Origin of the sequence: Pacificoceanicola onchidii (genome assembly GCF_004804335.1) — a bacterium.
Taxonomy (GTDB): domain Bacteria; phylum Pseudomonadota; class Alphaproteobacteria; order Rhodobacterales; family Rhodobacteraceae; genus Pacificoceanicola; species Pacificoceanicola onchidii.
Genome location: NZ_SRXY01000008.1, coordinates 208,956 through 235,527, shown reverse-complemented (window position 1 = coordinate 235,527; position 26,572 = coordinate 208,956). Strand labels below are relative to the sequence as shown.

25 protein-coding genes are annotated in these 26,572 nt (G+C 58.9%); 18 read left to right on the top strand and 7 right to left on the bottom strand.

What is annotated here, in order from left to right:
* Nucleotides 1–2,880: a monovalent cation/H+ antiporter subunit A gene (locus E4662_RS19980; RefSeq protein WP_136443392.1), complete on the bottom strand. Its 2,880-nt coding sequence runs from the start codon at nt 2,878–2,880 to the stop codon at nt 1–3.
* Nucleotides 2,881–2,991: 111 nt separating this feature from the next.
* The gene (locus E4662_RS19975; RefSeq protein ID WP_136443391.1) at nt 2,992–3,627 is read right to left on the bottom strand and encodes a UbiX family flavin prenyltransferase; all 636 of its coding nucleotides are present in this window, start codon (nt 3,625–3,627) and stop codon (nt 2,992–2,994) included.
* A gap of 192 nt (nt 3,628–3,819) precedes the next feature.
* On the opposite strand from E4662_RS19975, the gene E4662_RS19970 reads away from it, so the two are divergent.
* The 18 genes from E4662_RS19970 (at nt 3,820) to E4662_RS19885 (ending at nt 21,320) form a co-directional block, all read left to right on the top strand.
* Nucleotides 3,820–4,593: a response regulator transcription factor gene (locus E4662_RS19970; protein WP_136443390.1), complete on the top strand. Its 774-nt coding sequence runs from the start codon at nt 3,820–3,822 to the stop codon at nt 4,591–4,593.
* Nucleotides 4,594–4,938: 345 nt separating this feature from the next.
* On the top strand, nt 4,939–5,469 hold the full coding sequence (locus tag E4662_RS19965; RefSeq protein ID WP_136443389.1) for an anthrone oxygenase family protein: 531 nt from the start codon (nt 4,939–4,941) through the stop codon (nt 5,467–5,469).
* Nucleotides 5,470–5,714: 245 nt separating this feature from the next.
* On the top strand, nt 5,715–6,464 hold the full coding sequence (locus tag E4662_RS19960; RefSeq protein ID WP_206080317.1) for an ABC transporter ATP-binding protein: 750 nt from the start codon (nt 5,715–5,717) through the stop codon (nt 6,462–6,464).
* Nucleotides 6,465–6,467: 3 nt separating this feature from the next.
* Nucleotides 6,468–7,850: an ABC transporter permease gene (locus E4662_RS19955; protein WP_136443388.1), complete on the top strand. Its 1,383-nt coding sequence runs from the start codon at nt 6,468–6,470 to the stop codon at nt 7,848–7,850.
* A 121-nt stretch (nt 7,851–7,971) separates the two neighbouring features.
* Nucleotides 7,972–8,763: an outer membrane lipoprotein-sorting protein gene (locus tag E4662_RS19950; protein WP_136443387.1), complete on the top strand. Its 792-nt coding sequence runs from the start codon at nt 7,972–7,974 to the stop codon at nt 8,761–8,763.
* A gap of 45 nt (nt 8,764–8,808) precedes the next feature.
* On the top strand, nt 8,809–10,383 hold the full coding sequence (locus tag E4662_RS19945; RefSeq protein WP_136443386.1) for a hypothetical protein: 1,575 nt from the start codon (nt 8,809–8,811) through the stop codon (nt 10,381–10,383).
* 67 nt (nt 10,384–10,450) lie between these two features.
* Nucleotides 10,451–11,164, top strand: coding sequence for a response regulator transcription factor (locus tag E4662_RS19940; RefSeq protein WP_136443385.1), 714 nt, complete (start codon nt 10,451–10,453; stop codon nt 11,162–11,164).
* Nucleotides 11,161–12,468, top strand: coding sequence for a sensor histidine kinase (locus E4662_RS19935; protein WP_136443384.1), 1,308 nt, complete (start codon nt 11,161–11,163; stop codon nt 12,466–12,468). Before E4662_RS19940 ends, E4662_RS19935 begins: the two co-directional genes overlap by 4 nt.
* A 1-nt stretch (nt 12,469) precedes the next feature.
* Complete coding sequence (locus E4662_RS19930; RefSeq protein WP_168798030.1) at nt 12,470–13,129, top strand: transglutaminase-like domain-containing protein; 660 nt, start codon at nt 12,470–12,472, stop codon at nt 13,127–13,129.
* Between the two features lie 294 nt (nt 13,130–13,423).
* Nucleotides 13,424–13,804 carry an ectoine synthase gene (locus tag E4662_RS19925; protein WP_136443382.1) on the top strand — a complete coding sequence of 127 codons (381 nt, stop codon included), beginning with the start codon at nt 13,424–13,426 and terminating at the stop codon, nt 13,802–13,804.
* 178 nt (nt 13,805–13,982) lie between these two features.
* A complete protein-coding gene (locus E4662_RS19920; protein WP_168798029.1) occupies nt 13,983–14,831 on the top strand; it encodes a beta-ketoacyl synthase N-terminal-like domain-containing protein in 849 nt (282 codons plus the stop codon).
* Nucleotides 14,828–16,048: a beta-ketoacyl-[acyl-carrier-protein] synthase family protein gene (locus E4662_RS19915; protein WP_136443380.1), complete on the top strand. Its 1,221-nt coding sequence runs from the start codon at nt 14,828–14,830 to the stop codon at nt 16,046–16,048. Before E4662_RS19920 ends, E4662_RS19915 begins: the two co-directional genes overlap by 4 nt.
* Nucleotides 16,048–17,229 (top strand): acyl-CoA dehydrogenase family protein, encoded by a 1,182-nt coding sequence (locus E4662_RS19910; RefSeq protein WP_136443379.1) that lies wholly within the window; start codon nt 16,048–16,050, stop codon nt 17,227–17,229. Before E4662_RS19915 ends, E4662_RS19910 begins: the two co-directional genes overlap by 1 nt.
* A gap of 33 nt (nt 17,230–17,262) precedes the next feature.
* Nucleotides 17,263–18,816, top strand: coding sequence for an AMP-binding protein (locus E4662_RS19905; RefSeq protein WP_136443378.1), 1,554 nt, complete (start codon nt 17,263–17,265; stop codon nt 18,814–18,816).
* A gap of 39 nt (nt 18,817–18,855) precedes the next feature.
* Nucleotides 18,856–19,107, top strand: coding sequence for an acyl carrier protein (locus E4662_RS19900; protein ID WP_136443377.1), 252 nt, complete (start codon nt 18,856–18,858; stop codon nt 19,105–19,107).
* 40 nt (nt 19,108–19,147) lie between these two features.
* On the top strand, nt 19,148–20,194 hold the full coding sequence (locus E4662_RS19895; protein ID WP_136443376.1) for a hypothetical protein: 1,047 nt from the start codon (nt 19,148–19,150) through the stop codon (nt 20,192–20,194).
* Complete coding sequence (locus E4662_RS19890) at nt 20,191–20,901, top strand: beta/alpha barrel domain-containing protein (protein ID WP_136443375.1); 711 nt, start codon at nt 20,191–20,193, stop codon at nt 20,899–20,901. Before E4662_RS19895 ends, E4662_RS19890 begins: the two co-directional genes overlap by 4 nt.
* Nucleotides 20,898–21,320 (top strand): response regulator, encoded by a 423-nt coding sequence (locus E4662_RS19885; protein ID WP_136443374.1) that lies wholly within the window; start codon nt 20,898–20,900, stop codon nt 21,318–21,320. Before E4662_RS19890 ends, E4662_RS19885 begins: the two co-directional genes overlap by 4 nt.
* Nucleotides 21,321–21,402: 82 nt before the next feature.
* Here the strand turns inward: E4662_RS19885 and E4662_RS19880 are convergent, their stop codons facing one another.
* From E4662_RS19880 to E4662_RS19860, 5 genes are read right to left on the bottom strand one after another with little or no spacing between them, the layout of a single operon-like run.
* Nucleotides 21,403–22,575 carry an MFS transporter gene (locus E4662_RS19880; protein ID WP_136443373.1) on the bottom strand — a complete coding sequence of 391 codons (1,173 nt, stop codon included), beginning with the start codon at nt 22,573–22,575 and terminating at the stop codon, nt 21,403–21,405.
* The gene (locus E4662_RS19875; RefSeq protein ID WP_168798028.1) at nt 22,572–23,891 is read right to left on the bottom strand and encodes a protoporphyrinogen/coproporphyrinogen oxidase; all 1,320 of its coding nucleotides are present in this window, start codon (nt 23,889–23,891) and stop codon (nt 22,572–22,574) included. Before E4662_RS19875 ends, E4662_RS19880 begins: the two co-directional genes overlap by 4 nt.
* Complete coding sequence (locus E4662_RS19870; RefSeq protein WP_136443371.1) at nt 23,891–24,742, bottom strand: AfsA-related hotdog domain-containing protein; 852 nt, start codon at nt 24,740–24,742, stop codon at nt 23,891–23,893. Before E4662_RS19870 ends, E4662_RS19875 begins: the two co-directional genes overlap by 1 nt.
* Nucleotides 24,739–25,554 carry a tryptophan synthase subunit alpha gene (gene trpA, locus E4662_RS19865; RefSeq protein WP_136443370.1) on the bottom strand — a complete coding sequence of 272 codons (816 nt, stop codon included), beginning with the start codon at nt 25,552–25,554 and terminating at the stop codon, nt 24,739–24,741. The genes E4662_RS19870 and trpA overlap by 4 nt, the downstream gene beginning before the upstream one ends.
* On the bottom strand, nt 25,551–26,219 hold the full coding sequence (locus tag E4662_RS19860; RefSeq protein WP_136443369.1) for a phosphoribosylanthranilate isomerase: 669 nt from the start codon (nt 26,217–26,219) through the stop codon (nt 25,551–25,553). The genes trpA and E4662_RS19860 overlap by 4 nt, the downstream gene beginning before the upstream one ends.
* Nucleotides 26,220–26,572: the final 353 nt, after the last annotated feature.

Sequence of the window (26,572 nt, the reverse complement as noted above, 5' to 3'; positions counted from 1 at the left end):
TCAGCGCCCCTCCTCTTCGGTGCGGTAACCATCTTCGAAGAAGGTCGGCGCTTTTGACGGGTCGTAGTCCATGGGTTCGGTGTTCACGGTTTCTCCGGAATGGCGCGCAAGGCGGGACAGCGAGTAGAGCATCAGCATCACGGCCCCAAGCACGCAAAGGAAAACCCCAAGGTCAAACAGGGCTGCCGTGGCAAATTCGAATTCCTCGATGGGCGGCAGGTGGATGTAAGTAAACCACGATGTCAGGAAGGGCGTTCCGGCAAGGATCGCCCCGAGGCCGGTCAGGCCCGCAATGACAACGCCAAAGCCGATCAGCCCGTGGTATTCCATCCTTTGCCTGCGCGTGGTCCAGGCAAAGCCCGATGCCATGTATTGGATGAGCAAGGCGATGGAGATGACAAGGCCAGCCACAAAGCCGCCCCCCGGTTCATTATGGCCGCGCAGGAAGATGTAAATGCCGACAACGCCCGCGATGGGCAGCATCAGTCGCGCGGCGATAACCATCATCAGGGGATGGCGGTCATGGCTGCGGTCATTGTTATACCCGGAGTTCCTGAGACGGGCCCCGGCAGGTCCGCTGAGCAAGGTTTCCATGAGCGCATAAATCGCAAGACCGGCGATGCCCAGAACGATGATTTCGCCGTAGGTGTCATAGCCCCGGAAGTCGACAAGGATCACGTTCACCACGTTTGTACCGCCGCCACCTTCATAGCTGTTAGCCAGGTGATAGCCGGAGATCGAAGAGAAATCGCGCATCATGAAGGCATAGGCCAATGCACCGATGCCCAAGCCTGATCCAATCGCGATCAACCCATCCAGCCTGCGTTTGCCAATGCTGGACTCGACAGGAGTTTCCTTGGGCAGGAAGTGCAGGGCCAGCAGCAGGAGCATGATCGTGACCGTCTCCACGCTGATCTGGGTCAGCGCGAGGTCCGGTGCGGAAAGGTAGACAAAGCCGATGGAGATCACGAGGCCAATCACGGAAATCGCAATCAGCGCGGCAAAGCGCGTGCGGTGCAGGACAACCACGAGGATCGTCGCAAGCACCATCAAGGCCCAGGCGACAATGGCCAGCGGCGGGGTGGGCAACATCTCTCGCGTGGCCGGAAGCAGGCCCCCACCACTATAGGCCAGATAGCCAATCGCAACGGTCGAGGCGCAGAAAATTGCCAGATACCGGCTTAGCGCACCATTGTGCAGAACGTCGTTGACCCGCCGGGTCAGCCCGACGACGCCCCGGATCAGATCGTCAAACAGGCGCTTGGCTTCGGGTCGGGGCGCTGCGAGCCAGGCTGCATCAAGCGGTCTGTGAAGCAAAAGCAGCACGATGCCGACGACAATCGCAACGATGGACATGTAGAGCGCCGGTTTGAACCCGTGCCAAAGAGCGAGGTGCGGATGCACCGTTTCGCCAATCACGGCAGAGGCGGCCATACCGACGATTCCGTCCGCAATACCGGGGAAAAGGCCAAGAATGACAACGAAGATGGCCAGGAACGCCGGGGAGGCATACATGCCAAACGGCGGATCGTGTGGCTTGGCCGGGTAGTCGTCCCGGACCGGGCCATCGAAAGTGTGGAAGATGAAGCGCAGGGAATAGGCCACTGAGAACACTGCGCCGAGCGTCGCCAGCGCCGGAACAATCCAAGGGTTTTCCCACCAGACGGTATGCGTGGCTTCTTCCAGCATCATCTCCTTTGAGACAAAGCCGTTGAACAGCGGAATGCCTGCCATGGACAGGGCCGTGATTGTCGCGATGGTCGCCGTGATCGGCATAAGCTTGCGAAGCCCGCCAAGCTGTTTGATGTCTCTGGTCTTTGCCTCATGATCGACGATCCCGGCGGACATAAACAGAGCAGCCTTGAATGTCAGGTGATTGAGGATGTGGAAGACCGCCGCGACCGCCGCGGCCTTGGTCCCAAAACCAAGCAGCATGGTCAGAAGTCCGAGGTGGCTGACGGTGGAAAACGCCAGAAGCGCTTTGAGATCATCCTTGAACAGAGCGATCACCGCACCAAGCACCATGGTGATCAGGCCAATGGTGGCGACGATGTAGAACCATTCACTGGTCCCGGCGAGCGCGGGCCACATGCGCGCCATTAGGAACACGCCAGCTTTCACCATGGTGGCTGAGTGCAGGTAGGCTGAAACCGGAGTAGGCGCAGCCATGGCGTGCGGAAGCCAGAAGTGGAACGGGAACTGAGCAGACTTCGTAAACGCGCCAAGCAGGATCAGGATGAGAGCGGGCAAGTACCATTCGCTTGCCTTGATCTGATCGCCGGCGGCGAGGATGTCGGTCAGGTTATAGCTGCCGACAATGTCGCCAAGGATCAACATGCCGCCGATCATGGCCAACCCGCCTGCGCCGGTGACAGTCAGAGCCATACGTGCGCCTTGTCGTCCTTCTGGCAGATGCTTCCAATAGCCGATCAACAGGAATGAGCTGAGCGAAGTCAGTTCCCAGAACACGAGCAGAAGCAAAATGTTGTCTGACAAGGTAATCCCGAGCATCGCGCCCTGGAACAGCAGCAAATAAGTGTAGAACTGGCCCATCGGATCATCGCCCGACAGGTAAAACCGCGCGTAGAGTGTGATCAGCAGACCGACACCTAGGATCATGCAGGCAAACATCAGCCCAAGACCGTCCAGGAAGAAGGAGGCCTCCAGTCCGAGCTGCGGAATCCATGAAAAGTGCGTTGTATAGACGGTGCCGTCATAAACGGAAGGAGCAAGCGTGCCGAGCATCACAAGCGCCAGCAGCGTTGGAGCCGCTGTAAAGGCCGCGCAGGCGTTTCGTCCGGCTCGTATGACGATGCCGGGCATCAACGCGCCTACAAAAGGCAGGATGGCAATGATGGGCAGAAGGCTGATCTCGCTCATACATGTCTCCGCAATTCAGGATTAACCGTTTTTGTCGGAGAACAGGCCGAGCAACGCAATAGTAATCGTGCTGGATATAGGCGAGACGGGAAGATTTTCCACGGTTTCCCGTTATTGCGCGTCGTCTTTCCATCTTGGGGCGAGAGTCACGTGTAGACCAAGCGCGTCAAGCCACCGTTGCACCTGATGGTTCACCAGATCATCGAGCGTCTGACCTTGCGTGTAGAAGGCCGGCATTGGCGGGGCGATGATCGCCCCCATTTCGGTTGCGGCGGTCATGTTGCGCAGATGCCCAAGGTGCAAAGGCGTTTCCCGAACGCCGAGAACAAGCCTCCGTCGCTCCTTCAACGTGACATCTGCCGCGCGCGTGAGAAGGCTGCTGCCGATTCCGTTGGCAATCTCCGCGAGGGTTTTGACGGAGCAGGGTGCGATGATCATGCCGTGTGCGCGAAAAGACCCTGAGGCAAGGGATGCTCCTATGTCTGCATTGGAGTGAACGTGGTCAGCCAGAGACCGCGCCATGTCATATCCGCCGTCCGTTTCCACGCCGAGGGTCTGAACGGCGGCCTTGGAGACAATCAGGTGCGATTCAACAGAAATCCCCTGCAATATCTCCAACAACCTGAGGGCGAACGGCATGCCCGAAGCGCCGGAGAGCCCGACGATCAGCCGGGTCGGCGTCTCCGCCTCTCCGCCCTTGGATTCAAGTTGAGTCGACTTATTGGGTTTTATCTCTGTTGTTCTCATGGCAAAGTACCTTTAAATTGTAGACTCGATCACTCTTCTCCTTTAAGTCGTGTCTGCAGAAAGTTAACGTCGGGGAAGACGTTCATGCGAAAGCAACCAGACAAGAACAACCGAGTGACATGTTGCCGTGAGATTACTGCCAAGCTTCCGCCCCATCACATGTTATTTTATGTTATTTTTGAATAGACTGTCATGATACGCGTTCTTCTGATCGATGATGATGTCGAACTCGCCACCCTTACGGCGGATGTTCTGAAAAACTACAGCATTGAACTCGATGCGGTTCACAGCCCGAGTGCGGGCTTTGAGGCGCTGGAGGCCAAGAAATATGATCTTGTCCTTCTTGATGTGATGCTGCCGGAAATCAACGGCCTGCAAATGTGCAGCCAGATCCGCTACTCCAATGCACCTTATAAGGATGTGTCGATTATCATCCTAACGGCGAGGACAGAGCTGACAGACATGGTGGTTGGCCTCGAGACAGGCGCCGATGACTACGTGACAAAACCGTTTGAGCCGCGCGAACTTGTGGCCCGGATCAATGCGATCCTGCGCCGGACCCGCGCGCCGGATGCCGCAACGCAACCGGTCAGCACAGCCGCGCCGCAACCGGCCGCGCCCGGCAAGTCCGGAGTCGCGGTCGAGATTACGCTTGAAAACGATGTCCTCCAGATCGAGACACAGCGCGCGCAGGTGCTGGTCAACGGCACCAAGCTTGAAACCACATCGATGGAATTCGAACTGATCGCCGCGCTTGCTCAGCGGCCCGGGGAAATCCTGAACAGGGATGATCTGCTTGGCGAGGTGCACGGAACCACGGTGATCTATTCGCGCAGTATCGACGCGCTGATTTACCGTCTGCGCACCAAGATCAAGGAAGCCGGTGCGGAGGTAGACTTCATCCGCACCGTTCGCGGACGCGGGTATTCTCTGGTTGGCCAGGTCACGACCCCGATTCAGGCCTGACGCCGGGCAAGAACCCCGCATCGATTCTGGTAAAACATGCCATTTGGCAAAGCGGGCCGGACACGTTGGTGTCCGGCCTGAACGTTTTGTCACACACCTTTTACGTGCAAGCTGACGAGAGATAACGGCTTGAGGCGAAAACCGTCATGAAACTCCGAAATACCAGCGCTCCGGATCATAGAGCGTTCAGCGTGCTGTCATGTTCTGTGACAAAACATCATGAACAATCATTTATCGCAGATTTAAGCTGTTTTATGGAATGATGTGTGGCGCCATTTAGCTCTCATGCGAAATGCACTATGTTTGGTTTAACGCAAGAGCCATCCGTAAAGGAGAGTCACGTCCATGTTTAGACTCAATTACATTCTCTGCCTGACGCCCATCATTCTTTTTGGAACCATTGGTGGCTTTTTCTACGCATACTCTGTATCCGTAATGCAGGGCCTCAATACATTGCCGGAAGTTGACGCGATTCACGCAATGCAGAAACTGAATCAGGGAACCAGAAACGGTGTATTTCTTTTCACTTTCTTGTTTACACCGATCATTGCTCTGAGTTGCGCTGCACTGTTGTATGTGAAGGGTAAGCAAGCGGCGGGGTTGTTCTTGCTCGCTGCTGCGGGTGTCTACTTTGGCGGGTCGTTCCTGCCCACGGTCAACATCAACGTGCCAATGAACCACGCTTTGGAGGCTCTTGATCCCGCATCCCTTTCTATAGGCGAGGCTGGGCCGATCTGGAGCGCATACAGCGCGGACTGGTTCTTCTGGAACACGATGCGCGCGGTCATGGCGCTCATTGCGCTCGGGCTCGCGGCCACAGCCATGCATGTTCTGCAACGCGAAACTGACGATGTTACGGGCGCCCAAACAGCCTGACCTGTCGTTCCGTTAACGAGTACAAGTCGCTGGATCCGTCCGGCGGCTTTTTTTGTTTTCTATCACCAATATGATTTTATTCCGCGAATATGACGGAGTGTTCCGCTTATATGTTGGAGAATGTCATATCTCAGAAATCCTATATTCAAAGCGCGTTGATTTAGCACTCTTTGTTGTTTGAGTGAATCACTCCTCGGTCCGTAAATTGGATGTAGATCAAACATCCATCCGTGAGGACCGTAACAGTGAACCAAGCCTATAACCCCCAGTCGTTCCAATACGACATTGCGCAGAACCCTGGCGCGCGCCCTGCACGGGATGTGGCCGTCAGCTTCAAAGGTCTCAGCAAGACCTACAAAATGGATCGCGTCGAAGTGCCCGCGCTGAAAGGTGTCTCGGGCAGCATCGCGAAAGCCGCGACTACCTTCATCACCGGCCCGTCTGGCAGTGGTAAGTCCACGCTGTTGAACCTTCTGGGTCTTCTTGATCGCCCCACTGACGGCGAAATGGAGATCCTGGGTGAAGACGTTACCAAGCTGACCGACAAGCAGGCCGCCGATTTTCGCGCGCAGCACATCGGCTTTGTCTTCCAGAGCTTCAACCTGATCCCGGTGCTGTCTTTGCGTGAAAACGTCGAATTTCCGCTCCTGAACCGCAAGATGTCCTGGGCGTCGCGTAAGACGCGCGCACTAGAGTACCTCGAAGCGGTTGGTCTTGGCGATTTTGTTGATCGTCGTCCCGGTGAGATTTCCGGGGGTCAACGCCAGCGCGTGGCGATTGCCCGCGCTCTTGTCAGCGAACCGACGCTTCTGATCGCGGACGAGCCGACAGCAAACCTCGATACCAAGACCTCGCGCGAGATCGTCGCGCTGATGGATCGCATCAAGGTCGAACTCAACACCTCCGTGGTGATCTGTACCCATGACACCGATCTGATCACCCCCGGAAGCGCAATCATCAACATCGTCGACGGCCAGACGGCCGGGGAGTACTGAGCCATGATTTGGAAAATCGCTCTACGCAATATCTTCAAGAACGCCCGGCGGTCGGTGACAACCGCTTTGGCCATCGGCATCGGCGGGCTTGCCGCGCTGCTCTTTGGCGGGTTTGTCACGTCGATCTGGTACGGGGTTCAGACCTCTATGATTCAGGAGCAGGGCAACCTGCAGGTTTATCGCAACGGTTACCTGGAGTTCGGTGCCGCCAACCCCGATGCTTATACGATCAAGGACTGGGACAAGGTTGCCGCCCTTCTGGCTGCGGACCCGATGCTGGCGGAAAACATCGCCGTCATCACGCCCCGCATTGACCTTGCCGGCGTGGCTGGCAACGCTGAAACCGGCAACTCCAAAACGTTCATCGGTACCGGCATTGTTCCGGCGGAAATCGACGCGATGCGCGGTTGGGATGGCTGGAACATCGGTCAGGTTGCCCCGGTTACCGGTCTGGCGGCTGGCGGTCAGGAAAGCGTGATCGTGGGTCTCGGTATGGCCCGTTTGATGGGCATGTGTGAGGCGCTGAGCGTGCCGAACTGTCAGGATGCGCCGGTTGACGCCTCTACTTTGGTTGTTGAAGAGCAGGACTTTACCTCTCTTGTTGGCACGGAAGCTGGTCTTGCTGATCAGGGCAACGGCACCGAAAAACCGCAGCTCAACGTTATGGCCGCCACCTCTGCCGGTGTACCGAACATTGCGCGCGTCGGTATTGAAAGCGCGCAGGCCCAGGCTGTCCGCGCAATCGACAACAGCTTCATCATGATGCACTTCGAGCAGGCCCGCGGTCTTCTCTATGGTGACAGCCAGGAAGCCACCGCCCTGATGCTTCAGGTTGCCGATCCGGCGCAGGTGGATGCTGTGAAAGCGCGTGTTGATGCGGTGATGACCGAGGCCGGTCTGGACCTTTCCGTCTATCACTTCACCGAAGTGGACCCGACGTTTGACCGCATCTTCGGCATGTTCACCTTCATGTTCATCGTCGTCAGCATCGTACTCTCGATTGTGATCGTCTTCACCATCGTCAACACCATCTCGATGACCATCGTGGAGCGCGTGAAAGAGATCGGCACAATCCGGGCGCTGGGCTTCCGCAAGGGCTTTGTCCGCGCACTCTTCCTCACGGAAAGCACCATGATTGGCCTCATCGGCGCATTGATTGCCCTCGGCTCCGCCATCCTGCTGTCCAACGTGATCAACGCCGCTGGCCTACAGTGGACGCCGCCCTCGAATGCAACCCCGCTGACCGTGCAGCTCATGGTCCTCGACAATCCGACCTTCGCGATTGGTGTTGTGGGAACGCTGGTGGCCCTGTCCTTCCTCGCCTCGGTCTGGCCGACCTTCAAAGCGGCTCGCCTGAATATCGTCGAAAGCCTGCAACGGGCCTGATCCCCATACCCACGCCGAGGGGCCGCGCCCCGGCCCCCGGCACCTCCAAGACCCTATCCGACCCAAAACTGTCTCAACTGAAAAATCGCAGCCCTGCGCTGCACCACGAAAGGAAAGACCAATGGAACTCGATCGTCGTGAATTCGCTAACCTTCTTCTTGGCGGTGCAACTGCCGTCTCCATGGGCTCGCTTGGCCTGCCGGCCTTTGCCGCCAATAACGCCGCGACCATCCTCAAGAAGACTGACGCCATTCGGAACCCGCAGCGCAGCTTTGCCGTGGATGTTTCCCTGATCAACTATGAGCGCGGCAAGGTGAAGGAAAAGACCTCTGTCACCACCTACTCTCGCCCCACCGGCAGCCAGTTTCAGACCCTGGTGCACATCAATGCGCCGTCCGCAGATCGGGGCAAGATCCTTCTGCGCAATGGCAACAACCTTTGGCTCTACGATCCGTCGTCCAAGGCCTCTGTTCGCATCTCCCCACGCCAGCGTCTGCTCGGCAACGCCTCCAACGGTGACGTGGTCAGCTCGAACCTTGTCGGCGACTACAACGTCTCGCTCTCGGGCTCCGAGACCGTGGCGGGCGGTGACAAGAAAAACTACAGCTGCCACAAGCTGCGTCTGACACAGAAAGCCTCTTCCGCGCCTTACAGCGCCGTGGATTTCTGGGTGGATCAGAAGAGCAACCAGCCGATCAAGGGCAAGTACTACACCAGCTCCGGCAAGCTCATCAAAGTGGCCTGGTATCGCAAGCTGAAGAACGCCATGGGCGCGACCCGTCCGACCGAAATCATCATCGCTGATGGCTTCGATCCGAACAAGGTGACCGTGATGACCATGGGCAACTACCGCGCCAAGGACATCCCGTCTTCCTGGTTCAAAAAAGAATGGCTCCCGAACTTCAAGGGCTGACCCCAGCCCGGTTCCCGTAACTCAGTAAAGAAAGGAGACGAAACCATGAAACGCCTTCTGATGCATTCGGTCGCTCCGACGCTTGCCCTCATCCTCGCCCTTCCAGCTGCAGCACAGGATTTTGACCTCCCACCTGATCTGCCCGGCGCCGGGGATGTGAGCGTCGACCCCCAACCCGAACCCGTCGAAGCACCGGGTGCATTGGAAGCCGCCGAAACCACGCCCGGCGGACCAGAGCTGCCCCCTGAGGTCGCCGGTAGTGAACTGCCGCCTGATCTTCCGGGTGAACTCCCACCGGAGGTCGAGATGACGGAAGCTCTGCCCGAAGACGGTGTTATCCCGGAGGGTGACATCAGCGCTGACGGCGAAGCCATGCTCGCCAGCGAAGAGCGCCGCGGCATGCGTCACGGAACGCTGGAGCTTGAAGCGCGGGCCTTCCACAACACCGATATCAATGGCGACAGCGAAAATGCCTTCCGCCTGTCTGCGCATTATTTCGGAACGCGTGAGATCACCGACAGCACGTCGTTGCTCTTCAACTTGAGAGCGCGGGCCGACACGGTCTCTGGCCGGAGCTTCCGCTTTGAGGATGACTTCAACTTCGATGTGCAGGAGCTGGCCTTCAGCTTTGCGCTTGGGCCGCAAACCACGCTGCAACTTGGTCGGATCAACATCCGCAACGGGGTTGCCACGGGGTATAACCCGACGGATTGGTTCAAGGATGACAGCCTTGTCGTGACCGGCAGTGCCGCGCCTGCGGATCGCCGGAACGAACGCCTGGGCGTTTTTGCCCTGACCGGCACAACGACCATTGGTCAAACGCTTGTCACGGCCGGGTATCGCCCCGAGATCGACGCAGATCTTGGCACGGGGTGGACCGACGCTGACAACTACGGTTTGCAACTGCACCGCACCAACCCGTCGGATGCCTGGTTCCTCAAGGTAACGCCGCCGACAGGAGACAACCTTTCGTTGACTGCAAATGCAGTCTTGATTGATGGCGACCCCGGTTTTGGCTTTGAGCTAAGCGGCGGTGTCGGCGACAATCTGGTGCTTTATACCGAGGTCATGGCGCAGAAGCGCTTGAGCATCGCGGACGAGGCGCTGGGTACGTCTCTCGGGTCTCTGGGTTTTCGTGACGGTGTTGGTGCCGGGGCCGGCAAGGATTGGCACTACAGCGCCGCTGTGGGCATGAACTGGGCTCTGCCCATGCAACTTGTCGGGCAGCAGGATATCTCCGTTACACTGGAATATCACCTTAATACAGCGGGACTTACCGGCTCCCAGATCGACGCCCTGGCCGGTGCAACAGGATTGGACGGGCTCGCTGCCGGTGCCATCTACGGCGTGGCATCCCGCAGGCAGGAACCCTTGGCGGAGCAGCAGGTTTTCACCCGTGCCGCCTGGAACAATATCTGGGGCGACAGCGATCTTTCGCTGCTTGGCTTCTATGTTCCACATGACGGTAGCGGTCTGGCGCAAATCTCCTACGATGTGCCCGTGGGCCAGAACGGCAAGTTCAACCTACGCGGTATGACGACCTTTGGAGATGATACGTCGATCTACGGTGCCAACCCGAACAAAAGCTCGATCCAGATGGGCTACACCTTCACGTTCTGAAGCGTGGCCGCGTTGCGCGCGGCCCGCTCACCCCGCAACAGCAACGCAGATATAAAGGATAAAAGACTTGCGCGTTCTGATCCTCGACGATGACGAAGAACTGGGCAGCCTGATGCAGCCCGCACTCGAAAAGTACGGTATGGAGCTGAGTCTCAGCTACGCGCCGTCTCAGGCTTTCGAGATGCTCGATGCAGAAGAGTTCGACTGCCTGTTGCTCGACATGATGCTTCCCGAATTGGACGGCATGGCGGTGTGCCGCGCGATTCGCTCCAGCGGCAAGCCTTATGCAGAGATCCCGATCGTCGCCCTGACCGCACGGGCGGAACTGACGGATCGCATCGTCGCACTGGAAAGCGGGTTTGATGACTTCGTGGCGAAACCGATGGAAATGCGCGAACTGGTTGCCCGCATCGGTGCAGTTGTGCGGCGCAAGCGGGATGATACAGCAACAGAGGTCGTTCCGGCCGCACCCCAGCAGGAGACCCACAGCGGTTTGCACCTGTCTCCGACGCATATGTCAGCCGTTTATGGGGCCTACGCGGTCAATCTGACAGAGTTGGAAATGCGGGTCCTGACGGCCTTGTCAGACGCCGATGGGGCCATCCTGAGCCGGGCCGACATCCTTAACCATATCGGGTACAATGACCAAAGTGATCCCGCTATGATTGATACGATCATCTATCGCGTGCGCCAGAAGTTCCGGGAGCAGGGGCTTGCCACGGATTTCATCAAGACCCTGCGCGGGCAGGGATATTGCATAAGGACAGAGCAGGTTTCATGAGCAGCATTATCGAACAGGCCGGGCTTTGGGTGCGGACGCGGTCCGTTTTCAGCCACCTTCTGTGGGCGACACTGGTGTCGACGGCTCTGCTGAGCCTCGTGTTGATCCTTTCGCTTCAGCGCGTGGCGGATGAGCACCCCCGTCGCTATTTGTCGCGCGCCCTGTTCGATGCCTTCACTGAAAACGCAATGCACCCCGATGAGCCGGTCGAGGCCATCGGGGAAGAACCGATGATCCTTATGACCCGTGCCGAGGCGGAAAACTCGCGTTTTGCCGACATCTATCGCGCGGCTCTGGAGGATTCCGACGGCATTGCGATCACCCGGTTGGGTGACAATTACGCGGCGGTCTCGGTCCGGGGGGATACGGTTAGCATCCTGCCAAAATTTGGCCGCCCCATTTCGACCTACGCGCTGTTTCTTGTTGGCGTTGTGGTTATGTCCGTGCTCTTCGCTATCGCCGCGATCTTCTTGCTCATCCGTCGGCTGACGCTTCCGTTTGACGTGTTGACCCACGGCATTCAGCGCGTCGAAGAGGGAGATCTGAGTTATCAGATCCCGCTCGACAAGACGTTCGGCGAATATCGGACTTTTGCGGACGGCTTCAACAAGATGGTTGCAGAGTTGCAGCGTATTCACGAAAGCCGCCGCCACATGCTTCTGGCGCTGCCGCATGAAATTCTCACGCCTCTGTCCCGCCTTAAGGTGCGCAAGGACATGGTGGACGATGCCAAGCTGCGCGAGCAGATCAGCAAGGACATCAGCGTGGTTGAAGAGATCCTGTCTTCGATCCTCGCGGCCGAAAAACGCAGCGCAGGCGAAAGCACGGCGGATTTCATCGACATCGAACCCTACGCGGACGAGCAGATCGCCCAGCTGACGCATCAGGGCGTGGACATCTCTATCCGCAACGATACTGGTCGCAAGACGGCCTATTTCGACAGCTTCCTGACCAGCGTGCTTCTGAAGAATTTCGTAAGCAACGCAGTGCGTTACGGGGAAGGAAATCCCATTGTTGTGCGCTTTTCCGATGACGGAGAACGCGGCTGCGACATGCGGATTGCGGTCCAGGATCAAGGGGTCGGCATCGCCGCCGATCAGCTGAACTACATGACCGAGCCGTTCTGGCGCGCCGATGAATCCCGGGGACGGGCTTCGGGCGGCTACGGGCTCGGGCTGTATCTTTGCAAGACTATCGTGAACGGGCTTGGCGGGCGTATCGATATCGAGAGCACGCTGGGCGTTGGAACAGAAATCAGCGTGGTTCTGCCGAATGCGCTGTGTACCACCCTGGAGGATATCTGACATGACACCTGCGACCCTCGCGCGGACCGACTTCCTGGATTTTGACCATCCCGGTGTGGCCGCATTCTTTGACAAAGCCACGCGCAACAGCGGCGATGATCCGAAAAAAATAGCCGTGGATCTCTTTTATGCCGTTCGGGACGGACTCTTCTACGAGATCTACAATGCGGATTTTTCCGAAGAGGCAATGAAGGCGAGCGCGATCCTGAAGCGGCGTTCGGGCCTGTGTATCCACAAATCCGTGGTCTACACCGCGCTTCTGCGACGCGCCGGCATTCCCGCCAGGCTCTGGATCACTGACGTGAAGAACCACCTGTGCTCCCCGCAGCTTGCCCAGCTGATGGGGACAAAGGTGTTTCACTATCATGTTCTGGTGTCTCTTTTTCTGAACGGGCACTGGATCAAGGCGACCCCAGTCTTTAATGCGCGTCTTTGCCAACTGTATGGAATGACTCCGCTGGACTTCGATGGAGAGAATGATTGTGTGCATCACGCATTCGATACAACCGGACGCGCTTATATGGAGATTATGCATGACCACGGGCAATACGATGACCTGCCGCACGAAATGATCTTGGATGGTTTAAGGGAAAAACACGCCCCCATGTTTCTAACAGATACCAAATTCAAGTCCGGATCGTTGGTGGCCGATATGGCGTAAATAATACCTGGTCAAAGTACCAAATTCAGTTTGTTCTGAGAGAAGCGGCCGTCGGACTACCGGCGGCCATTTTCTATTAAATAACTGTAATCTAAACAAAAAACTCTGTAACAGAGGCCTTCGATTTCTGAACGAAATCTCGCGCTCGCCAGAATTTTTCGTGTTTAACAAAAATCTTTCTGAACAAAACTACAAACTATCCACGAAATAGATGGGCTATAAATGATTCATGCCGGGATGGCAGGAAGATAAGCCCAATATCCTGGACACCGAGAAACCTGACACGAGGACACCATGATTATCAATTCTCTCGAAAAGATCGCCAATACAGAGCGCGATGTTGATTGGGGCAACGGAAAAAGCCGCCGTCTCCTGATCGAAAAAGACAAGATGGGGTATTCCCTGACCGATACCATCATCGAAGCCGGTTCGGCCTCCCTTCTGGAATACAAAAACCACCTGGAAGCCTGCTACTGCGTGGAAGGCGAAGGCGAAGTTGTGGATACCCAGACCGGCGAGGCGCACGTCATCACCCCTGGCACGATGTATGCGCTCGACAAGCATGACAAGCATTGGCTGAAGGCCAGCAAGACCATGCGTCTGGTTTGTGTGTTCAACCCGCCCCTCAAGGGCGACGAACGCCACTCGCTGAGCGGTGAGAGCTCGGCTTACTGAAACTTCGCTTGTTTCTACTCCCTGTCTCGCGCGTTCGGAGCACCCCCTCCCTGGCTTTGAGCGCGCAACTATCCCCACCGACTGACCAAAGGGTTGCACTGACATGATGGACAGCATCGTAATATCGGCAAGTCTGGCCGACGCCGCCTCCCAGGACCTCCTCCCTCCGGATCGGCCCATGGCAGATGCTCCCTTTGGTCCTTTTCCTTTGTATTATCTTGATCATGGGGCCGCGGAAGCGGACGCCCGGACGTCGAAAGGCCGTCACACACGTGTGTCTTTCCGTCTTGATGACATGATCACCCGCCTTCTGGCGCAGACCGGATTGAGCCGCGAGGATATCGCGGGCCCGGGCACCGGGTTGATTTCCGGCTCCTGTTACGGCTGCGCCCAGGTTTTCGAAATGCACATGCGCTTACGCAAAAAGGGTCCGCGCGGCGTTGACCCTGTCAGCTTTGCGCAGGCCACGCATAACTACCCTATCTCGGCCGCTGCCATTGAGTTTGGCATAGAAGGGCCGTGTCTTGCGGCTGTCAGCGCGGGTGGTGCGGGCCTAGATGCCTTGCAGATTGCCACGGACTGGCTGCGCGAAGGACGCTGCGAGCGGGTTCTTGTCGCTGCCTACGAGGATTTCGCGCCGCCAATTGCTGATCACCTGGCAGCAAGGGCGCAAACCACGCCGGGCAAATCCTACGGCGAGGCCATGGTTCTGCTTTTGCTGGAACGTGAGAGCGTGGCTGCCGCGCGCGGCGTACATGGCGCGCCGGAGCTGATGTCCATCGTCAATCAGAACACCCCGGAACCCAAGGTCGGAGCCAAGCCGCAAACCCCTTTTGCGGCGCAGACCTTTTCACCCAGAACAATCGACTATCTCGGTGCGGGCGGCCTTCTGGCCGTGCACGACCTGCTGAACAGCCCGGATGTGGGCCAGCGAGGGTCGGAGCACTGGCAAATCGCGGCGCCTGCCACTGCAGGCAGCAGCGTGGCCGTCCGTATCGGGATAAGGCAGATGGAAGATTGCATATGAGCCGCTCTGTTGTTGTGACCGGGTTGGGTGTGGTGGCGCGCGGCGCCATTGGCCTGCCCGCTTTTGAAGACTTGTTGGCGCAGGGCGGTGACGCCCCCGATGCACCCATGCATTTTGACACATCGGGTTTCCGCGCCCGGCGCGCCTATGCGGCTGACCCCCGCGACACGGAAGAGGCTTTGAGACAGGCCGAGCGCGCCGGGCAGTTGTCCGGGTTGACTGAACCGCAGATTGTCTGCGCCGGGCACGGCATACTCGCCGCGCTGGAGGCCATTCGGATGGCCGGTTTGTCCGAGATGCCGCGCGGCGTGGGCTGTGCCGTGGCCACCACGTCCGGTGGGCTGATGGACGGTTACAGCGATGCGCTGATGGCCGGAAAAGGTGAGCGGGACGCCCCGGATCTGGTGACCCCCGCCAGCGCCGCGCATGTGCTGTCACAGGTCTTTGATTTGAACGGCCCTCTTTGCGCCTTCTCTTGCGCCTGCGTGTCGTCGCTGGGCGCCATGTCTTATGCGCTCAGCCGGGTTCGTAACGGCGATGCTGACATTATGATTGTCGGCGGGAGCGACCGGATGCGCGCTGCCGATTTCGCCGGGTTCAACGCCCTGCGCGCCATGGACCGCGAAACCTGTCGCCCGTTTGATCGTACCCGCAAGGGGATGATGATCGGCGACGGCTCTGCCATACTCGTGATCGAGGCCGAAGACCATGCAAAGGCGCGCGGTGCCGAGCCGATTGTGCGCCTGAGCGGCATGGGTCTCGCGAGCGACAGCCATCACATCACCAGCCCCAATCCTCGCGGCTTGACCCGCGCCATGAAGCAAGCTTTGCAGCAGGCCGGGCGCAAGCCGTCGGACATCTCGTATGTCAACTGCCACGGCACCGGCACACCTCTCAATGATGCGGCTGAAGCAGAGGCTTTGGACGGTGTGTTCACCGGCAAAGGCGATCTGATCATCAGCTCGACAAAAGGGACGACGGGCCATCTGCTCGGGACCGCAGGCGCAATCGAGATCGTGGCCACGATCCTGGCGCTGAAGTCTGGCAAAGCCCCACCGATGCTGTCGACCAAAGATCCGGAGGACGTCCCCTTTACCCTGTCCCTTCCAGAGGCAGACCGGACCCTGGCCACCGGCGTGGTCATGAAAAACTCGCTGGGTTTTGGCGGGCTGAACGGCAGCCTCATTCTTGAACTTCCCGACATTGGAGACCTGTGATGCGCGCGATCCGCAGCCTGCCGCTTGGCGGCACTATTGAGAATTACCGCACCGACATGATGGCCCCGTTTTTTGAGGGTCTGGAGCAGTGGGCCCCGGCTTTCAATGACGGCTGGCAAGACGACGACATGATGGGCCGTTTTGGCACGGACCGTTGGAAAGCGGTTGTCGAGGCCGGTCTGACAGGCGTTGTCACCAGCGAAGAAGAGGGTGGTCTGGCGCTATCCGTGCCGGAATTGACCGATCTTCTGGAGACCTTCGGTCACATTTGTGAAGACAGCGGCCTCGGCTTTTCGCTCTCCACGCATCTGTGCAGCACCTGTCTGCCGGTAGAGCGGTTCGGCTCTGACGCGTTGCGTGCTGAATTACTGCCCAAGCTCGCGGAAGGGTCGCTGGTGGGGGCTCATGCGATTACCGAGCCGGACAGCGGTTCGGACGCTTTTGCGATGAAGACGACCGCGACCAAGGATGGCGATGACTACATCCTGAATGGCGAGAAATGCTTCATCTCCAACGCGCCGATTGCTGACATCATGGTGGTTTATGCACGCACGCATCCGACGAAAGGCGCGCTGGGCGGCTTCTCGGCTTTTGCGGTGGATACCAAGTCCGAAGGCTTCACCATCGGCAAGCCGCGCAAGAAAATGGGCATTCGCACCGCGCCCATGGCGGACCTCTACTTCAACAATGTGCGCGTGCCTGCCAGCCGCCTGATCGGGCGCGAAGGGCAGGGGTTCTCGATCCTTGATTACGTCATGCGTTGGGAGATCCTGTCGATCTTTGCTCTGCAGACCGGGGAAATGCGGCGGCAGATGGACCGCTCCATCGCCCATGCCAAAGAGCGCCAGCAATTTGGTGCGGCCATTGGCTCGTATCAGGCCATCTCGCACCGCATCGCCGACATGCACATGCGGCTGCAATCGGCGCGGTCGTGGCTCGCGCGGTTGGTGCAGGCGATGGAAGGGGGCGGCAATGCGTCGCTCGAATTTGCCTCTGCCAAGCTGGCGATTTCCGAGGCGCATGTGGCGAACAGCATCGACGCCATCACACTGCATGGTGGCTCTGGTTACATGGTGGAAACCGGGGTCGAGAGCCATCTGCGCAACGCCATGGGCGGGCTGATCTACTCCGGCACCTCCGACATTCAGAAAAACCGCATCGCTGCGATGCTTGGCCTTTAGGGCCCTTGGACCTGACCATTCGAGGACACTGACATGCTGCACCAGGACTTCTTTCAGATCGTAGGCACGCGGGCGTTTTCCGATTGCCTGACCGTCGAAATGGAAAAAACCCCGCGCTCGAAGATTGTCGACAGCGCTGGGGGAACAACCAGTTATCGCGCGTTGAGCGCATTGGCCGAAGAAATCGTTGCCCGCCTGCCCGGACCCGGTGTTCTTGGCGAAGAGGTGGTGGCCATTTGCGCCGAGAAGTCGCCGGGCTGTCTGGCCGCCGTTCTGGCCGTCCTGTCGACTGGCCGTGCTTATGCGCCGCTTGACCCCACGCATCCGGACGGGCGGTTGATGGACATTCTGACGGATCTCAATCCGGCCGCCCTGATTGTCGATGAGACGACTGCCCAGCGGTTGAAAGCCTGGGCTCTGGAGATGGGCGTATCCCTGGTTGAACTGGGTGATGCGGAGCCGCCCGCCCCGGCGTCTGTTCTGGAGAGCCTCATTCCGCGTCCGAACGTGGTGGTTTCGCAGCAGAACCTTGCTGCGGTACTTCACACCTCTGGATCGACGGGCAAGCCGAAGCGGGTCGAGATCGAAGCCCACGCGCTGAACGTGTTTCAGAATTGGGTGGTCGATGAGCTTGATCTCAATATCGACGATTGTCTGCTGAGCCACGCGCCCTTTGCCTTCGATCTCTCTTTCCTCGATATCTTTGCGTCTCTCATGTCCGGCGCTGATCTGGCGCTTGCGGATGCCAAGACCGCCCGTAACGGCGCGCGTCTGGTCGAGATGATGAAGCAGTCCGGCGTGACCGTTTGGCATTCCGCCCCATCCGCGCTCAAGCTGGTGGCGCAAGCGCCCGGCAATCCGATCTTGCCAGAGGTGCGCTCTGTGCTCTTTGCCGGGGAGCCCATGCCCGCCAAGACACTGGAACGTCTGTTTCAGGTCTTTCCCAATGCGCGCTTCCTGAACATCTATGGCTGCACCGAGACAAACGACACGTTCTTCTACGAGGTGCCGCGTGAGGGCACACCGGACCCGCTGCCGCTCGGGCGCAAGTTGCCCTACGTCGAATACCTTCTGGCCGATCCCGAAGGCATGCCGATCGAAGGCAAAGGCGAGGGCGAGTTGTGGGTGCATTGCCCGACGATGATGCGCGGCTATTCGGACCCGGAGCTGACCGCCAAGGCTACTGTCGTGCATGACGGCAAGCGCTACTACCGGTCCGGAGATATTGTCCGCCGTGATCGGGCAGGGATCATCCATTTTGTTGGCCGCAATGACAGCATCGTCAAGCTGAACGGCGTGCGCGTGGATCTCAATGAGGTGGACACGCATCTCAATGGGCACGCGGGTGTGTGCGAAGCGTTGAGCTTTGTCACGCGGTCCGGCGAAGGCACGATTCTGAATGCCTGGGTCAAGACCAAGGGCGAGGGCCTGAACAGTCTCGATCTGCGTCTGCATTTGATGAAGCGGCTGCCGGTTGCGGCGATCCCCCGGAATTTCACCATTTCCCTGCTGGAGGTTCCCAAGAACTCCAATGGGAAGGCCTGCCGGCGGATGCTGGCTCAAAACTGCCAGAGCGCGACCGCGTGACGGCCGACCTCGGACATCTATCAACAAAGGAGTTTTCCCATGTCCTACCCAACCTTGCGAACGTTCATCGCCGAAGAATTCGCGATGGATATTCCCGCAGATCAACTGACCGACGATCTCGACCTGATCGACACCGGCATCGTTGACAGCCTCGGTGTGCTCAAACTGATCGCTTTCCTCGAAGGGGAATTCGAGATGACGATCACCCCTGACGAGCTGGACGCGGATCTCTACCGCACCATCGGCCAGATCGAGACGATGATCGACGCAAAGCAGGTGCAGGCGGCCTGATCGGGCGCCATTTGACCAACCAAGACAAGGAGCGAAGGCCATGACGCCGGAACAGACCGCAGGCCAGCTTATCGCTGGACGCATCCCGACCGAAGATCAGATGCTCGACTACTGGCGGGCCACCGACGAAGGCCTTCGCCCCAAGGCCGAAACCGTGGCGGTGCTTGCCGCCCTTTCGGCATTGCCCTCCAATCTTGGGATGATGCGCAGCTTTGTGCGTTTCATTCGAGAGGCTTACCCGCCCGAAGCCCTGCCTGCCGCGCGCGACGCGGTGAACATCGTGGGCACCGGGGGCGGGCGCTCGACTTTCAACATCTCGACGACCTCCGCTTTTGTTGTTGCCGCCGCGGGTGGCAAAGTTCTGAAAAGCGGCTCGTCTGCGTATTCTTCTTCGGTTGGTTCCGGGGATATCCTGAACGCGCTGGGCCTTGCCCGGACTGCGTCGGATGAGTTTACCAATGCCATGCTCGAAGAGGTTGGTCTCGCCTTTGCCGCACCTCAGCGCTATGCGCCGGTGTGCAAACGGCTGGCTATTGCTGCTATGCCGCTGCCGTTCAAGATGATCGGGCGCTTCGTCAATTCGCTGGGGCCGCTGATTTGTCCTTATGACATGAAAGCTCATGTGATCGGCGCCTCCTCTCAACGCCTGTTCGAGCAGGTTCACCAGATCACCGGATCTCTCGAAATTCCGGCTGTCATCGTGCACTCGAACCTTGGCGTGGATGAGTTGCTCAGCGTTGCCACCAACCGTTGGGTGCGGGCAAACGAAACCCTGCCGCATCGGCTTTTGCCGACGGATCTGGGGCTTGGGAAAGACAGTATGCTTGGCGATCTCGCTGGCGGTGATCTTCAGGAAAACATCGGTATCCTGACTGACATTCTGAAAGGCAAGGCCAGCCGCGCCCAGATGGAAACCGTTGCCCTCAATGCCGGGATGGCGTTGCAGGCAGGCGGTGTCGTTCGCAATCTGGCTGAAGGCACCTGGCTTGCGCTCGATTGCATGAAGGATGGCGCGCCCTACCGCACGCTTGAAAAGGCGCAAGCTTTTGCCGCCGCCGAGGCCCCGAAACTGGTGGCCATGGCATGACATCGTCCTTTCATGATGCACTTGAGCGGGCAGTTTGCCCGCTCATCGCTGAAATCAAACCCAGTTCCCCAAAAGTCGGGCCGCTGCTGGCGAAACGCTCTGTGAGCCAGATTGCAGACGACTATCTACACGCTGGTGCGCCGTGTCTATCCGTGACGACGGGGGCCTGGCACAAGGGCAATATCGGCATGGTGTCTGAAATGGCCGCCACCGGCCTACCCGTCCTGCGCAAGGACTTCATCACCTCTCAGAGACACCTTGATGCGTCGAAAGAGGCGGGGGCCAGCGCCGTTTTGCTGACCTGCACCCTGCTGCGCCGCGCCGATATTCTCCGTCTCGCCGAAGCCGCGCTTGCCATGGGCCTCACGCCCTTTGTCGAGGCGGCAAATGCCAAGGAGCTCGACGGGCTGATGCTCCCGAGCGGTGCGATCCTTGCGATCAACAATCGGGACATTCGCGCTCAGGAAACGGATGATGGCGGGATCGAGCAGAGCGAGGCGCTGTTTGATTTGGCCAAAGCCACGCATCGCGGGCTTCTGGTCAGCGCATCTGGCCTGTTGTCGCCCAGTGCGGTGACCCGGGCAATGGATACCGGTTTTGATGGTGTTCTGGTGGGCACAGCGCTTCTTTCCGGAGAGCGCGGCATTCAAGAGACAACCAAGGCCTATCTAAATGCAGCAGGACAAAAGGCAGGACTATTCGCGTGATACCCAAACTACGCCTGCCGCCCGTCGGCGCAGAGACGATCGTCATTCTCGGAACCAAGGCTCAGCCTGGTTCCGTTTTGAATCAAAGCCTTGGCGGGCGGGGGTTTCTTCCAATCCTGGCGGTGGAGCCTCAGGAAGTTGAGAACCTCTTTGACCAGGCCATGGTCTCGGCCCTGATCGTCATGGACAGCGTTCCTGTTGACGTGACTTTGACGCTTTGCCGATCACTGAGGGCGCGCAATGCCGTCACGCCGATCATGGTTTTGCTTAATGAGCAGACGAACAACCACGGGATTGAGCTCTTGGAAGCCGGCGCGGATCACTTCGAGGTACAGCCTGTCGCTGTAGAAGATCTGTTGCGCGCGCTCTACGCCTTTACACGTCGCAGCTTCCGGCTTCCCAAGGGTGTGATGGTCTGAGGCCTGCACCCTTTGTGAACATGAAAAACCGCCCCGCGTCGACGGACGCGGGGCGGTTTTTTTGGTCTTGCGTGTCGATGGTTCAGGCGATGTTCCGGGCTATCCATCGGCCCCAAGGCTTCAACCTGTCACGTTTCCAATGGAGGAAACTGGCCAAGGCCAAACCGAGTGACAACACAACAAACGGCACGCCGCTTCCAGTTGATGTCAGGAGCAGGGCGAGCACCGAGGCGCTGACTTGGCCAGTGTAGAGTGCGGAGGCGATGAGTCCCGCCGTGGCATTGGCTGTCTCGGGGCTTCCTGCAGCCATGATACGCCGGACTGTCAGTGGCAAAAGCACACCAAACCCGGCCCCCAAAAGCGCTGCCGCGATCAAGAGCGCGGGCAACGAAGTGCCAAGGCCGAACTCCATCAACCCAAGGATCACCGAGATGATCGCCGCACTCTCGACGGTTTGCTCGGGCGCAGATTTGGTCAGCTCGGCAATGCGCCAGGAGGTGATCCCGCTGATCAAAGTGGCCGTGGCAATGGTCAAACCCGCCAGAGCCGGCACATCCGCCAATGGCGCCATGTAGGGCGCCTGTACCGGGATCAGGTAAAACGCCGTCATCGCCAAAGCGATTGTTGCCAAGGGCCGCCTCAGCGGTTTCAGATCCGGGCGTAGCGTGCTCTGAGAGACAGGAGCTTTCCAATTCAGGCCGGAGGCAAAGAACGCCACGGGCAGTGCCAGAAGGTAGAGCACAAATGGCAAACGCCAGCCCATCTGTGAGAGCAACCCGCCCAAAAGGACAAAGACCACCCCGCCAAACGTGTTGATCGCCGATTGCCGGTTCACCACCTGCGCGCGTTCCGTTCCCTGATACAGCGCAGCAATTGCGGCGGTGGCAAAGCAGAGTACAGCGGCGGTCGAAAGGCCAAGGCCGATGCGGCTCAGCAAAAGCCATCCAAACCCAGTGGCGAAGCCGCCCAAAATGCCAAAGCCTGCCAAGGCGCAAAGCGCCGTGACGAAGCCTTTGCGCTGATCCATCTGTGCAGTGCGCCGCCCGATCCAGGGGCCGGTCAGCATAATGACGAGAGCGGGCAGCACCAAAGCCACCCGCCCCCAGATCACGGACCCACCCGCCAACGCCTCTTCCATAAGGGGCACGGCGGGGGCGATGGCGGCGCCGCTCATGACGCCGCAGGCACTCGCCGCCCAGATCACCTCGCGCCGGTTTGGCGCGAGGCGGGGCAGTGCTTGGACATCGGCGCTCATTCTGCGGCCCACCGCGCAGGCGGGGCGTTGCGCTGGGCCGGGGTAAGCATCCGCTCAACCGCCAGATCAGCCGAGGTCAGGCAGCCTTCCATCGTGTGCCCTTCAAGGTAATCCCCGGCGATCTCCAGCCCGCTGATGCTCTCGGCGGCGCGCAGGATGTCCTTCTTTTTCTGCGTGAAGTGAGGGGCATAGCCGCAAATACCACCGGGGTGTCGGGCAACGTGGACACGCAATTTGCCCGCCTTGATCGGTAGACGTCTGGAGAAAGTTTCTTCGGCGATCTGCACCAGCTCGCTGTCGGACCGGTCCAGAATATTCCGCGCGGCCTTGCCCGAAAGGGTATAGCGCACGTGATGCGGTGAATGCAGACGGTTGGCCGAGCAATGGCCCAAAGGTGCGCCTGGCTCAAACATGATCGAGTGTACGCCATCCTTGAAGACGGGCGCGTCATAGACGACGTTGACCATGGCCAGTGGAAAATACCGCAGCTGATCCAGCGCGACGCGGCCATAGGCAGGCAGGTCAGCCATCTGGCGCAGAACATGAGCCGGAACCGCCGAGATCACGCGGCTGGCCGGGATCATGCGCGGGCCGGTTTTCTCTTCGAGCATAAGGCCGCTGACATGACCGTCGTAAGTCAGGATCTTGCGTACCTTGGAGCCGAACCGGATGGTCTTGCCCTTGGCCAAATTGTCATGGAACTGTCCGATGCCGCCTGCAATCGCGTGGTGTGAGCCTTTGCCGAAACCCGAGGCGAAAAGCATCATCAGCGATGGATAAAGCTCGGACGGCTCCGCACCACCCATGATGATCGAAAAGAGCCGCAACGGCCCGTCGTTCAGTTTCTTGGTGAAGTGTTTGTCGATGGTCTTGTCATCCCATCGCCTTTCAACCTGTTCAATCAGCCCGGAGGTGTAGTTGAGCCGGTCGGCGTTTTGCCGGGCATAGTTCAGGAAATTGCGGAACTGCAGCGCGCCGCGCGGGCCTAGGGCAGAGGCAAGGCGCAGATCGCCCGACAGGGTCTTGGACTTTTCCAAGGCCACCAGCGCATCGTTCAGGACGATGTGGAAACCGGGGTGCTGGTCTTCGAACTCCGTCAGGCCAAATTCCTGTAACAGGGCATTGAACCGAGGCCATGCGCTTGAGAAATTCTTGCCGCCGATCTCAAAGGCATGCTCGCCCTGCTGAATACAAGCGGCGCGGCCCCCAACGTAAGAGCCGGCCTCGTGAATGACGCTGGGAATGCCGCGCGCGGCCAGATAATGGGCAGCGCCCAGACCGGATACACCGGCACCAATGATATGAACGGGATCCATCAGGCTTCTCCTTGATCTTTCTTGGCCCGGGTTTTGACGCGGGCGGTTTGTATGGAACATTTGGCAAAGGGTTTTTGTCCGGCGTAGAGCCATGCGCTGCGGCTCAAACGCCCGCGCCCGGTTTCGCTGAAGTCACGCGCACCGCGCAGGAAGACGCCGCCCGAGAGGTCAGAGCGCGGCTCAAGCTGTTCAATGCTGACGCCGGTGAGGATGTCGCGGATGCGATGATCGCCGTCCGCCGTGGCGTTGAGATAGCGCTGCACCTGCATGAAGGATTCGAGCAGATAAAGCGGGTGGACGGCCTGTGTGCTGTCCGCGAACAGACACCGGTTGGAGATTGGCAAGAGCCGCGCTTCGACACTGTCCTTGCCCACAACGGGCGTCGTGATCAGCACATTTTCGGCGCGCACCTTGTTGAGCAAGTCCCCTTCGCAGGGTTGTAGGCCGTCACCGGGATGAAAGTCCGCGCGGCGGGGCAGGGGGCGGATCTGGCGGGTCAGCTCCACCTCGATCCGGGCGCGCAGCTTGTCCGCCTGATGCACCTCGACCTTGCAACATTGCCGCCCATTGCGTTCGGCGCTGTAGGTCTCCACCGTCACGGGATCGTCGAACATCACGTATTGAATGAACTCGGCGCGAATGGCGCTGACATAGCAGGGCGCGGTGGCGCAGTTCTGCGCCGCCTGAACAGCACCTTCGAGCAATAGCAAGCCGGGAACATGGTCCAGAGGATGATCAAAAAAGAACGGGTGGCGCTGGTCAATGATCAGGCGGGCCACGCCGGGGCGATCACTGGGGGAATACTGCAGCACCGCGTTGCGCAGGTCCATTCTGCGGTCGAGCGCGCTCATGAGAGTGTCTCCGTGTTCAGGGTTTCGATGAAGAGTGCCGCTTCTTCGACCGGGTCGAGCCCGGCGGCGAGCGCGGTTTCGACCACGCCGGAAATGGCGCTGCCGACAATGGCAATGTCAGCGCCGGCCTCGAAGGCTCGGGCCACATCTCCGGGAGTTTTGAGACCAAAGCCGAGCGCGATAGGCAGCGATGTGTGGCTGCGCAGAGCTTCGATCTGGCAGGTCAGATCCGCTGGATCGACGGAGCCGCCGGAGCGGCCATAGGATGAGACAAGGTAAATGAATGCCCCGGCGCGGTTCAGAACAAGCTGTCGAACCTCGGGCAGAGCATTGGCATAAATCGTGCCGACTTGCGCAAGCCCGGCACCTTTGGCAGCAAGATCGAACCGCGAAGTCAGCACCGGCGGCAACCCGTGGGGCAGAACACCGGCAAACCCGGCCTGCCTGGCCATGCCAAGGATATTTTCGAAACCTTCGGGGCGCAGGGTATGGCTCGAATCGGCCAGCAGAATGATGTCGATCTGATCGGTAAACTCGGCGGCCATTTCGATCACGGCCCGCGCGCTGGCTTCATTGCGCAGCGCCCGTTCGTGCGCCTGCAGCAGTGTCTTGCCATCGGTAAAGGCGTTGCGGAACGGCAGGCATAGCTCAACCATCGCCACGCCAATCTTGGCGCAATAGCGGAGTAGCTCGCGGGTGGCGTCCAACGACGGATCGCCCGCCATAATCAAGGGGCACAGCTTGCGCAACCGCGCCGGGGTCATTGGCAACACAGGCGTTGCCCGGGAAAAGTCGGGTGTGTGGTTCATCATGATGCAGCCTGAAAGAAGGTGGAAGGAGAGGACGCGAGGACGAGCATCCGCGCCGCTTTACGGTGAATGGCGCCGCCCTTGATGCGGGCGGCGGAATCGACGTCGACCGCTTCAAAGCCGCCGTTCTCGGACAGGTCGCAGATGCGGTCCGGGGTCAGACCACCGGCCAGCCAGATCCGGGATCCCTTCAGACGTGCGCCCCAGTGATCTGCGATGTCGGCATTCAGGCTGACGCCCGTGGAGCCGATCGCCTGTGCGCCGCCAATGCGGTCGATCAGGAAGATGTCACAGCCCGCGTCGCGGTAGGGGTCAATGAGACGCTCGATCGGGCTTTGGCCGTCGTCATCCACATGCACCGTCTTGATAACGGTCATGCCCTGGTCCTTGAGGTAGGCCACATCCCTGGGGGCATTGAAGCCGTGAAGCTGCACGTGGCGTACAGGTGTATGTTTCAGGAGTGCGCACAGCTCTTTCACGCGCCGTTTTACGCAGACAGCCACCGGGGTGACATGCTCGGCGGTTTCAGCCAGTTCGGCCAGCTTTGCATCGCTCAGGCTTTTGGGATGCCCAGCGATGCCGGTCCACAACCCCGCGTAGCGCGCGCCTTCCTGATCCAGGATGCCAAGCTCTTCACGATTGGTTATGCCACAGATTTTTAAATCCATCTTATTTCTCCGGAATCAGAATTGCGGAATTCAGTTCATGAGAGAAAAGTTACAGATTAACCCTGTTACGTTGTGTTCAATATTCAAATGAGTTGTTCGCGGAGGGCGCAGTCTGTGATCGCTCGGCACATTCTGTGACATTCGGGCCAGATGCGCCAAAATCCAAGTATACAAGGGCCATTTGCGTAACAGGCGCACGAAAAAAGAACTCTATGGTGTGTTAACTAACGCGTAAGTTGCGCCATGTTCTGTCACAATTCAAATGTTCTGTGTGAAATGTTCAGACAACAGAACGAAACGCCTTTTTGTTTTTTGATCGATTTAGGCGAGGTTGGCTGCGGAATAAAAATGAC